This window comes from Stenotrophomonas sp. 05L44_2, from assembly GCF_056665995.1.
In genome coordinates this window covers 1-11,443 of sequence record NZ_JBFTNR010000036.1, presented here as the reverse complement: position 1 = coordinate 11,443, position 11,443 = coordinate 1, and the positions used below count along the sequence as shown (strand labels likewise).

The window sequence follows — 11,443 nt, the reverse complement described above, 5'->3', positions numbered from 1 at the left end:
GGACTGCAGGATGGACGGCTGCGGTGAGCAGGGTTTGTGGCGAATTTGAAGTGGGTGTGAAGTCAGCGCCGCAGACGCTGGCCCGGTATCGCCAGCGGCAGCCACAGGCTGGCCACGGTGCCGCCGCCTTCGCGCGGCTGCAGGCTGGCGCGGCCGTCATGCAGGCGCACAACTTCCTGCACGAAGGGCAGGCCGAGGCCGGAACTGCGGCGGCCGGTGCCGGGTCGGGCCAGCGAATAGAAGCGCTCGAACACGCGCTCGCGTGCGTAGTCGGGAATGCCCGCGCCACGGTCGGCAACCTGCAGGCGTACGCCCTGCCCGTCCAGTTGGGCATCCAGTTGCACCTGTGCCCCGGGCGGCGAGAACGCAATGGCGTTGTCGATCAAGTTGTGCAGCGCTTGCCGCAGCAGATAGCCATCGCCCTGCACGCGCAGGTCGGGCACCTGCTCGATATGCAGCTGGACACCTGCGGCCTGCGCGCGTACCTGCGCCGCCGCCGCGGCTTCCTGCAGCAGCACCGGCAAGGCGATCGGATCACGGGTCTGCAACCACCCGTGCTGCTCGACCTCGGCCAGCGCCAGCAGCTTGTCGATGGTTTCAGTCAGCCGTTCCTGCTGGTCGACGATGCTGCGTGCGAAATGCGCACGGTCGGCGTCGGCCATCGGCTCCTGCAGCAGTTCGGCGGCACCGCGGATCGCCGCCAACGGGCTTTTCATCTCGTGGGTCAGCGATTGCACGTACTGCTCGACGTACGCCTTGCCTTCCAGCTTGCGCCGCATGGTCTCCAGCGCCTGGCCAAGATCGCCGATCTCGTCGCTGYGCCGCTTCGGCGGCGGCACCGGTTCACCGGCGCTGACCGCACGCGCATAGCGGCTGAGCTGGCCCAGGCCGTTGGTCAGCCACATCGTCACCAGCACGCCCACCAGCGCCGACAGGCCGATCAGCCACGCACCGCGCTCGATGATGGCGCGCTGGCTGGCGGCGATGAACGGATCGATGCTGCGGTTGGGCTGGGCCAGGCTGAGCACGCCGATCAGTGTGCTGCCATCGGCCGGGTCATACACCGGCGCGGCCACGTGCATCACCGTGTTGCTGTCATCGCCCGGCGTTTCCGGGCTGGAGCGCGCACCGTATTCGCCGCGCAGGGTGCGATAGACATCGTTCCAGCGCGAATTGTCGCGGCCCACGTCGCGGCCCAGCGAATCGTAGATCACGATGCCCTTGGCGTCGGTGATCGTCACCCGGTAGTCCAGCGCACGCTTGGGGAAGCGCCAGACCATCGCCTTCAGGTCGCGCTGCCGGGCCTTGGCCAGGTTGCGGGTGAAGGTGCCGTTGCGGATGGTGCCGGCCTTGACGTCGGCGGCGGCCATTTCCGCCAGCACGTTGGCCGCATCCACCAGGGTCGATTCCATCGCCTGGCGCACACCCGGCTTCACTTCGTTGACGAACACACGCATCACGAAGAACGCGGCGATGCCAACGATCAGGAAGAAGCCCAGGAACAGTTTCAGGACCAGACGCACGCGTCAGACCTCCAGGGCGTAGCCGAGGCCGCGATGGGTGCGGATCGGYTCACCGCTGGCGCCGGCCGCACGCAGCTTGGCGCGCAGYGTCTTGACGTGGGTGTCGACSGTGCGGTCGGCGCTGTCGGCGGCGCTGTCCCAGCCACGGTCCATCAACTGGGCACGGCTGAGGATCGCGCCGGGGCGCTGCAGCAGCGCCTCCAGCAACGCATATTCGTAGCGGGTCAGGTCCAGCGCATGGCCCTGGAAGCGGATGCGGCGGCCATCGCGATCGATGGCGAAGGCACCGTGTTCCTGCCAGCCGCTCTCGACGGACGGGGCCACCGCAGCGGGCGTGGCACGCCGCAGCCGGGCACGCACCCGCGCCACCAGCTCGCGCGGCGAGAACGGCTTGGCCATGTAGTCGTCCGCCCCCAGCTCCAGGCCCAGTACGCGGTCGAGTTCGTCGTTGCGGGCGGTCAGGAAGATCACCGGCACCTGCGCCACCGGCCCCGTCAGGGCCCGCAGCCGGCGGCAGACCTCGAAACCACTGAGGTCCGGCAGGCCGACATCCAGCACCACCAGGTCGATATCGCCGGCCTGCAGCTGCTGCAGCGCCTGCCCGCCCAGCAGGCAATGGCTGGCAGCGTAGCCTTCGCTGCGCAGCGCATAGAGCACGGTTTCGGCGATGGCCGCTTCGTCTTCGACCACCAGGACATGGGTAACAGGGGCTGTCATGGCGCGCAGCATAGCCGCTGYGGCCCTTGCCCCGTACACTGCCGCCCATGAACTATCGCCACGCCTTCCACGCCGGCAACCACGCCGATGTCCTCAAGCACATCGTGCAGCTGGCCCTGATCGACAGCTTCAAGCGCAAGGACAGCCCGTTCTTCGTGCTCGACACCCACGGCGGTGCCGGCCGTTACCTGCTGGCCAGCGAAGAAAGCCGCAAGACCCTGGAAGTCGAATCCGGGGTCATGCGGCTGATGGCCCAGCCCAAGCTGCCGGAGGTGGTCGAGCGCTACCTCAAGGCGGTGCAGGCCGACAATCCGGTCGGCGCGATGATCGCCTACCCCGGCTCGCCGCTGCTCAGCGCGCAGGCCATGCGCCCGCAGGACCGCATGGCGGTGTGCGAGCTGCAGGAGGATGAGGCCGCTTCGCTGAAGACCCTGTTCGCCCATGACAGCCGCGTCGGCGTGCACCCCGGTGACGGCTATGCGCTGCTGCGCTCGCTGCTGCCGCCCAAGTCCAACGGTGCCAAGATCGGCCGCGGCCTGGTCCTGATCGACCCGCCCTACGAAGCCCAGGACGCCGAGTACCAGGCGATCCTTGCCGCGCTGGCCGAGACCCTGGCGCGCTGGCCGCAGGCCACCTGTGCGGTCTGGTTCCCGATCAAGCAGCGCCGCACCATCCTGCATTTCCTGCGCAAGGCCACCGCACTGCCGGTGAAGTCGGCGATGACCATCGAGTTCCTGGTCCGCCCGGACGACTCCCCGCTGCGCCTCAACGGCAGCGGCATGCTGGTGCTCAATGCCCCCTGGCAGTTCGACCGCGTGGTCGGCCCGGCCCTGCCGGCCCTGCGCCAGCATCTGGGCGAGCCCGGTGCCAGCACCCGCCTGGACTGGCTGAAGACGGCCGAATAGGGGCCTTCACGAGGCTGTACGACCGTGAGCCTTTCGTTCACGGAATGCAGCCCCGGTGATGACACAATCGATGGACCACCAAGGAGGTATGGCCACTCGCAACCGCATGCCGCCCTGGCATGAGATCTTCAAGGCTCCCAGCGGCCACGAGCTGCTGATCCGCCCCATCCGCCCCGAAGATGGCGCGCCGCTGCAGGCCGCCTTCAGCCTGTTCGGGCCGGAAGAAATCCGCGACCGTTTCCTGCAATCGGTGACCGAGCTGTCACCGGAAACCACCCAGCGCCTGACCCATCCCAACCCGAAGACCGAGATCACCCTGGTCGCCGCCGAGTCGCTGCCGGCCGGTGAGGCCGTGGTCGGCGCGGTGGCCCGTGCCTCGATCATCCCCGGTACCCGGGAAGCCGAGTACGCGATCCTGATCAGCCGCTTCCTGATCGGCCAGGGCCTCGGCCGCCAGCTGATGCGCAAGCTGGTGAAATGGGGCCGCGGCAAGTACCTGGACCGCCTGTATGGCGATGTCGCCGCCGAGAACGAGCCGATGAAGCAGCTGGCCGCCTCGCTGGGCTTCAAGCCGGTCCCCCATCCGAACGGGGCCGAAGGCCTGGTGCGGATGGTGCTGGAACTGGACAACTGACGGCAGCGCCGGGCCCTGCCCGGCGATGTTGATCCGACCGCTGCGCTCGCCGGGCATGGCCCGGCGCTACCCCGGTCACGTAACGATCATGGGCCAGGCGGGGGCTTCTGCTAAAATCCGCGGTTCATGTCGCGTACTCAATACCCCGCCCCGCCGCTGCCACGTGCCGGCCAGCTTCGCGCCTGGTGGCGCGCCCCCGCCTCGCCCACTGCCCTGGCCTGGTATCTGGCCCAGGCAGCGCGCACGCATGACGCACCGCTGCTGGTGGTGGCCCGTGACAACCACGGTGCCAACCAGATCGAAGCGGATCTGCATACCCTGCTGGGAGGCGACCCGAGCCTGCCGGTGGTGGCGTTCCCGGACTGGGAGACGCTGCCCTACGATCGCTTCAGCCCGCACCCGGACATCATTTCGCAGCGCCTGTCGGCCCTGCACCGCCTGCCCACGCTGAAGCGCGGCCTGGTGGTGGTGCCGGTGCAGACCCTGCTGCAGCATCTGGCTCCCCGCAGCTATGTCATCGGCGGCAGCTTCAATCTTGAAGTCGGCCAGCGCCTGGACCTGGAAGCGGAGAAGCGTCGCCTCGAAAGCGCCGGCTACCGCAACGTGCCGCAGGTGATGGACCCGGGTGATTTCGCCGTGCGTGGCGGCCTGCTTGACGTCTACCCGATGGGCGCCGACGAGCCGCTGCGGGTGGAACTGCTGGACGAGGACATCGATTCGATCCGTGCGTTCGATCCGGAAAGCCAGCGCTCGCTGGACAAGGTCGAGGCGGTGCACATGCTGCCCGGCCGCGAAGTACCGATGGACGACGCCAGCATCGCCCGGGTGCTGGCGACCCTGCGCGAGCGCTTCGACGTCGATACCCGACGCAGTTCGCTGTACCAGGACCTGAAATCGGGCCTGGCCCCGGCCGGCATCGAGTATTACCTGCCGCTGTTCTTCGAGCGCACCGCCACCCTGTTCGACTACCTGCCTGCCGGCAGCCTGCCGGTCGTCTGCGTGGGCGCCGCTCAAGCGGCAGAGACGTTCTGGACGCAGACCGGCGAGCGCTACGAGCAACGCCGCCATGACGTTGAACGGCCGCTGCTGCCACCGTCGGCGCTGTACCTGTCGCCGGACCTGCTGCGCGAGCGTTTGAACGACGCACCGCGCATCGAAGTATGGGCTGCCGATCACGCCCGCATCGCCGAGGCGCATGCGCTGGGCGACCAGCCGTTGCCGCCGCTGCCGGTGGCCGCGCGTGAAGCACCGGCCGGTGACGCGCTGAAATCCTTCCTTGGCCATTACCCTGGCCGGGTGCTGATCGCCGCCGATTCGCCGGGCCGTCGCGAGGCCCTGCTGGAAGTGCTGCAGGCCGCCGAGCTGAAGCCACCGGTGGTGGCCGACCTGCTGTCCTTCCTGGCCAGCGACGAACGCTTCGCCATTGCCGTGGCGCCGCTGGAAGACGGCTTCGCCCTGGATGCGCCGCACATCGCGGTGCTGACCGAACGCCAGCTGTTCCCCGAGCGCGCCGGCAGCACCCGTCGCACGCGCCGCGCCGGACGAGAGCCGGAAGCGATCATCCGCGATCTGGGCGAACTGACCGAAGGCGCGCCGATCGTGCACGAGGACCATGGCGTCGGCCGCTACCGCGGACTGATCGCGATGGACGTCGGCGGCATGCCCGGCGAGTTCCTCGAAATCGAGTACGCCAAGGGCGACCGCCTGTACGTGCCGGTCGCACAGCTGCACCTGATCAGCCGCTATTCCGGCGCGTCCGCCGAAACCGCGCCACTGCATTCGCTGGGTGGCGAACAGTGGAGCAAGGCCAAGCGCAAGGCCGCCGAGAAGGTGCGCGATGTGGCCGCCGAACTGCTGGAGATCCAGGCCCGCCGCCAGGCGCGTGCCGGACTGGCACTGCAGGTGGACCGCGCGATGTACGAGCCGTTCGCCGCCGGTTTCCCGTTCGAGGAAACCCCGGACCAGCTGGCCGCCATCGACGCCACCCTGCGTGACCTGGCCAGCAGCCAGCCGATGGACCGCGTGGTCTGCGGCGACGTGGGCTTCGGCAAGACCGAAGTTGCCGTGCGTGCCGCATTTGCTGCCGCCAGCGCTGGCAAGCAGGTGGCGGTGCTGGTGCCGACCACGCTGCTGGCCGAACAGCATTACCGCAATTTCCGCGACCGCTTCGCCGACTATCCGATGAAGGTCGAGGTGCTGTCGCGCTTCAAGAGCACCAAGGAGATCAAGGCCGAGCTGGAAAAGGTCGCCGCCGGCACCATCGACGTCATCGTCGGTACCCATCGCCTGCTGCAGCCGGACGTGAAGTTCAAGGACCTGGGCATGGTCGTCGTCGACGAGGAGCAGCGCTTCGGCGTGCGCCAGAAGGARGCGCTGAAGGCACTGCGCGCCAACGTGCACCTGCTGACCCTGACCGCCACGCCGATTCCGCGTACGCTGAACATGGCCATGGCCGGCCTGCGCGACCTGTCGATCATCGCCACCCCGCCGCCGAACCGGTTGGCGGTGCAGACCTTCATCACCCAGTGGGACAACGCGCTGCTGCGCGAAGCCTTCCAGCGCGAGCTGGCACGCGGTGGCCAGCTGTATTTCCTGCACAACGACGTGGAAAGCATCGGCCGCATGCAGCGCGAGCTGTCCGARCTSGTGCCCGARGCSCGCATCGSSRTSGCSCAYGGSCAGATGCCSGAGCGCGAGCTGGARMRSGTGATGCTSGACTTCCASAAGCAGCGCTWCAACGTRCTGCTGTCGACCACGATCATCGAATCGGGCATCGACATCCCCAACGCCAACACCATCATCATCRASCGTGCCGACMRSTTCGGCCTGGCSCAGYTGCACCAGCTGCGTGGCCGCGTCGGTCGATCGCACCACCGCGCCTATGCCTACCTGGTCGTGCCCGACCGTCGTTCGATCACGCCGGATGCGGAAAAGCGCCTGGAAGCGATCGCCTCGATGGACGAACTGGGCGCCGGCTTCACCCTGGCCACCMACGAYCTGGAAATCCGYGGCGCCGGCGAACTGCTGGGCGASGRCCAGAGCGGGCAGATGGCCGAAGTGGGCTTCAGCCTGTACACCGAGCTGCTGGAACGCGCAGTGCGCAGCATCAAGCAGGGCCATCTGCCCGACATCGATGCCGGCGAAGAAGCGCGGGGCGCCGAGGTCGAGCTGCACGTGCCGGCGCTGATTCCGGACGACTACCTGCCGGACGTGCACACCCGCCTGACGCTGTACAAGCGCATTTCCAGCGCGCGCGACAGCGATGCGCTGCGCGAACTGCAGGTGGAGATGATCGACCGCTTCGGCCTGCTGCCGGATGCGGCCAAGAACCTGTTCGCCATTGCCGAGCTGAAGCTGCAGGCCAGCTCGCTGGGCATCCGCAAGCTGGACCTGGGCGAGAACGGTGGCCGCATCGTGTTCGAATCCAAGCCGAACATCGATCCGATGGCGGTGATCCAGCTGATCCAGAAACAACCGAACCTCTATGCCATGGACGGTCCGGACAAGCTGCGCGTCAAGCATCCGCTGCCGCTGCCCGAAGACCGCTTCAATGCCGCGCGGGCACTGCTGTTGACCCTGGCCCTGCGCTGATCGATCTGCAGGGTGCCGGTCCGCCGCGGGCGGCAGACCGGCGCCCTTTCCGTTTCCTGCGCCCGCGACAAGGAGTGTTGCCGTGAATCGTTTCGCCCCCCTTCTGCTCGCCACCAGCCTGGGCCTGCTTGCGGCCTGCCACAGCGGCATGAGCAACCGCGATTACCTGCATGAGAATGTCGCCAGCTGGAACGGCACGGTCAGCGTGGTCGAGCAATGGACCAACGGCCCGAACGGCGAGTCCTTCCATGCGTCGCTGCAGGACGGCAAGAGCATGCAGCAGCATCGCTTCGGCCTGAAGAACGCGCACAAGGAAATCGCCGACCGGCTGGTCTTCGTCCAGCAGTTCACCCATGGCAAGGACGCCGACGCACTGCACCAGAACCTGCTCGATTCCCTGAAGAGCACCGAACACATGTTCGCCGTGATGGAACAGCTGGCCGCCCTGCCCGATGGCTACAGCGAAGAACAGGTCACCCCGCTGCTGCAGACGCTGGATGAGGCCGTGACCAGGATGGACGAAGACATGCAGACCCTGAGCGACGCGCAGGACGCCTTCGCCAAAGCCCATCGCATCCACCTGCAGACCACCGGCTGATCCGCGCAGCCCCGGTTGCGATGCGGCCGGGGCCAAATGCTGCATGCGACTGAACGCACAGCCCCACGCGGGACCGTCGATGCCCCCCGCGTGACACCGATGCGGGTACCCTATGCGCCGCCCCGGCCCGCTCTCGCGGGCCTTTCCGTTTTCTGCGCAGCTTCGCCGCGCCGCCAGTTCCGATGCCCCAGCCCAGACCTCCCGACCTCCTGCACGCGCAGGCCTGCCTGATCGACGCCCTGTCGATGTCACTGCAGATGCGTGATGCCTATACCCGCCACCACTGTGACCGCGTGGGCCTTCTTGCGCAGCACCTTGCCCTGCACTGCGACCTGGATGAGGACGCCTGTGCGCAGGTCGGCCTGGCCGCACGCTTCCACGACATCGGCAAGATCGGCATCCCCGACGAGGTACTGCTGAGCCCGCGCCGGCACAGCGACGAAGAGCGCGCGATCATGCGCGAGCACCCGGTGCGCGGCGAGCACATTTTCCTGGCCACCGGCCGCAGTGATGCCGCGCCGGTCGCGCGACTGATCCGTGCCCATCATGAAGCGTTCGATGGCAGCGGCTATCCCGATGGCCTGCACGGCGAGGCCATTCCGCTCGGCGCCCGCATCGTCACCATTGCCGATGCCTACGATGCAATGACCAGCGTGCGCCCTTACCGCGCGGCGATGGAGCACGAGACGGTGCTGCGGATCCTCGATGAGCAGGCCGGTGGCCTGATCGATCCCTACGTGCTGCAGCGTTTCCACGGCATGCTCAGGAACGAGCCGGCGCTGGCCTGAGCCTTCACCGGCTGGACGGCGCCTCGCTTGCGCAGCCGCGCCGATCCCCGCAAGCTGAGGGTCGGCCGCAGACGGCCCTGCTTACGAGGAGCATCACCCATGAAAGGAAACACCCGTATCGCCGCACCGCTGGGCTTGTTGCTGTTGGCCCTGGCGCCGTTCGCGCAGGCCCAGCAGGATGGCACCGCGCCAGCCGCCGCATGCCTGTCGCGCAACCAGGTCACCGCTGGCACCTCACCTGCCACCCTGATGAATGCCCTGCCGCGCTGCGTGCAGGATGGACGCATGCAGGACGCCATCGATCTCTACAACATCGCCGGCGTGTTCGCTCATTTCGATCGCCAGCGCGTCGCAGACGAGACGGGACACGCTGCCTACAACGCGCTCAAGGCGATGGCCGGTTCGGCCATGGGCGAGGAGAATCTCGGTCGCTTCGACAGCGCATTGAAGGCGCAGCTGAGCCCCGACAAGGCGCCAGCCTACGTCGCTGGCATCTGCACCTTCAGCAAGCGCATGGGGCCGCCCTCGTACACCCCGACCTACATGCTGGCCCATGGCATGTCCAATTTCACCGGCAAGGGCGGTGGCCTGGTGCCAGGCTTCGACCCGGCCAGCGCATGGCAGGCCACATTGTCTCAGTACCTGAAATGCCCGGGCTGATCTGCCGCCTGTTCTAGCCGACTGCAACGAGAAGGCCCGGCATTCGCCGGGCCTTCTGCTTCACGCGTTACCGGCGATCGCTTACCAGATCACCACGCGCTTGTCGTCCGCACGCACCATCGCATCGCCGGCCTTGCACTGGAACGCGGCGGCATAGGACGGCATGTTCGACGGCGCGCCGTTGGCACGGAAGTTCGCCGGTGCATGCGGATCGGTGTTCAGGCGCACGCGCAGCTCACCGTCGGTGAAGTTGCGACGCCACACGGTGGCCCAGTTCATGAAGAAGCGCTGGTCCTGGCTGTGACCGTCCACCTCGACGTTCGCCTTCGGGTTCTCCTTCAGCGCCATCTGCAGGGCATCGTAGGCCACGGTCAGGCCACCCAGATCACCGATGTTCTCGCCCAGGGTCAGCTTGCCCTTCACGAACACGCCCGGCACCGATTCATAGCCGTCGAACTGCGCGACCAGCTGGTCGGTGCGTTCGGTGAAGGCCTTGCGGTCGCTGTCGGTCCACCAGTTGTCGAAGTTGCCGTTGGCGGCGAACTGGCTGCCCGAGTCGTCGTAGCCGTGCATCATCTCGTGGCCGATGACCGCCCCGATGCCGCCATAGTTCAATGCCGGATCGGCCTTGGCATCGAAGAACGGTGCCTGCAGGATCGCCGCCGGGAACACGATCTCGTTCTTGGTGGCGTTGTAGTAGGCATTGACGGTCTGCGGGGTCATGCCCCACTCGGTCTTGTCCACCGGCTTGCCGATCTTGTCCAGCATGTAGCGGTAGTTGAACGCACGCGCTGCCTGCATGTTGCCCAGGTAGCTGTCACCGTTGGTCTGCAGGCCCGTCCACTCACGCCACTTGTCCGGGTAACCGATCTTCGGGGTGAAGCTGGCCCACTTTTCCAGTGCCTTCTTCCTGGTTTCCTCGCCCATCCACGGCAGCTGCTCCAGGCGCGCCTTCAGCGCCACCGACAGGTTCTGCACCAGGTGCTGCATGGCCTCCTTCGATTCGGCCGGGAACACCGCGTCCACGTACAGCTGGCCGAGGGCTTCGCCCATGCCGCCGTTCACCGACTCCAGCACGCGCTTCCAGCGCGGCTGCATTTCCTGCTGGCCGCGCAGGGTCTTGCCGTAGAACTCGAAGTTGGCCTTCTCGAACTGGCTGCTCAGGTACGGCGAGGCGTCGTCGATGGTGTGGAAGCGCAGGTAGGACTGCCAGGTGGCGGCCGGCACGTCGGCCAGCATCTTGTCCATTTCGCTGAAGAAGCCCGGCTGGGCCAGCGAGAACTTCTGCGCGGCCGGCACCTTCAGGGTGTCAAACAGCGCGGTCCAGCTGAAGTTCGGGGTCAGCTTGTCCGCGTCGGCGGCGCTGAGCGGGTTGTAGCGCTTGGCCGGGTCACGCATTTCGATGCGCGACATCGAGGCCTTGGCCAGGCGGGTCTCGAACGCCATCACCGCCTTGGCCTGTTCGGCAGCCTGCGCCGCGTCCACGCCGGACAGCGTCAGCACCTGCGCGATGTAGGCCACGTAGGCGTCGCGGATCTTGGCCTGCGCGTCGTCGAAGTAATAGCCCTTCTCCGGCAGGCCCAGGCCGCCCTGGCCGACGTACGCAATGACGTTGGCCGAATCCTTGTAATCGGCATTGGCGAACAGCGAGAACAGCACGCCCTGGCCCTGCGCCTGGCTGTCGCGCAGGTACTGGGTGATGGCGGCGGTGTCGTTCAGCGCAGTGATCTTGTCCAGCGTCGGCTGCAGCGGCGCCAGGCCGGCGGCCTCGATCTTCGCTTCGTCGTTGCCGGTCTTCCAGATGTCACCGATCTTGGCTTCCACCGAGCCGGCCTTGGCCTGGCTGGCGGCGGCCTGCTGCACCAGCGCGTGCTGCACTTCCAGCGAGCGCTCGCGCAGGATTTCGAAGCTGCCCCAGGTGGTCTGGTCGCCCGGCACCGGGTTGGCCTTCAGCCACTTGCTGTTGACGAAGCCGTTGAGGTCGGTACACGCGGCGATGGACGGATCCAGATCGGCGCTGTTGAGGC

The 11,443-nt window shown here is 67.3% G+C and carries 9 protein-coding genes; 6 read left to right on the top strand and 3 right to left on the bottom strand.

Annotated features, from left to right (window positions below; translation table 11 throughout):
* Positions 1-62: 62 nt before the first annotated feature.
* Both creC and creB read right to left on the bottom strand, forming a co-directional pair.
* Positions 63-1,523, bottom strand: a complete 1,461-nt coding sequence (gene creC / locus AC1VAN_RS02300; protein ID WP_480985192.1) for a two-component system sensor histidine kinase CreC — start codon at positions 1,521-1,523, stop codon at positions 63-65.
* Between the two features lie 3 nt (positions 1,524-1,526).
* Positions 1,527-2,252, bottom strand: a complete 726-nt coding sequence (creB, locus tag AC1VAN_RS02295) for a two-component system response regulator CreB (protein ID WP_081794553.1) — start codon at positions 2,250-2,252, stop codon at positions 1,527-1,529.
* A 35-nt stretch (positions 2,253-2,287) separates the two neighbouring features.
* On the opposite strand from creB, the gene AC1VAN_RS02290 reads away from it, so the two are divergent.
* From AC1VAN_RS02290 to AC1VAN_RS02265, 6 genes are all read left to right on the top strand, one after another.
* Positions 2,288-3,145, top strand: a complete 858-nt coding sequence (locus AC1VAN_RS02290) for a 23S rRNA (adenine(2030)-N(6))-methyltransferase RlmJ (RefSeq protein ID WP_025879326.1) — start codon at positions 2,288-2,290, stop codon at positions 3,143-3,145.
* A gap of 88 nt (positions 3,146-3,233) precedes the next feature.
* Positions 3,234-3,779 carry a GNAT family N-acetyltransferase gene (locus AC1VAN_RS02285; protein WP_025879325.1) on the top strand — a complete coding sequence of 182 codons (546 nt, stop codon included), beginning with the start codon at positions 3,234-3,236 and terminating at the stop codon, positions 3,777-3,779.
* 126 nt (positions 3,780-3,905) lie between these two features.
* A complete protein-coding gene (gene mfd, locus AC1VAN_RS02280; protein ID WP_480985191.1) occupies positions 3,906-7,370 on the top strand; it encodes a transcription-repair coupling factor in 3,465 nt (1,154 codons plus the stop codon).
* 82 nt (positions 7,371-7,452) lie between these two features.
* Positions 7,453-7,968 carry a hypothetical protein gene (locus AC1VAN_RS02275; RefSeq protein WP_032976043.1) on the top strand — a complete coding sequence of 172 codons (516 nt, stop codon included), beginning with the start codon at positions 7,453-7,455 and terminating at the stop codon, positions 7,966-7,968.
* A gap of 182 nt (positions 7,969-8,150) precedes the next feature.
* Entirely contained in the window at positions 8,151-8,756 is a 606-nt protein-coding gene (locus AC1VAN_RS02270) for an HD-GYP domain-containing protein (RefSeq protein ID WP_025873766.1), read from the top strand.
* A 99-nt stretch (positions 8,757-8,855) separates the two neighbouring features.
* Positions 8,856-9,416 (top strand): hypothetical protein, encoded by a 561-nt coding sequence (locus tag AC1VAN_RS02265; RefSeq protein ID WP_032976041.1) that lies wholly within the window; start codon positions 8,856-8,858, stop codon positions 9,414-9,416.
* Between the two features lie 81 nt (positions 9,417-9,497).
* Here the strand turns inward: AC1VAN_RS02265 and AC1VAN_RS02260 are convergent.
* Positions 9,498-11,443 (bottom strand): M13 family metallopeptidase (locus AC1VAN_RS02260; RefSeq protein WP_480985190.1); only part of this gene is annotated, 1,946 nt, incomplete at its 5' end.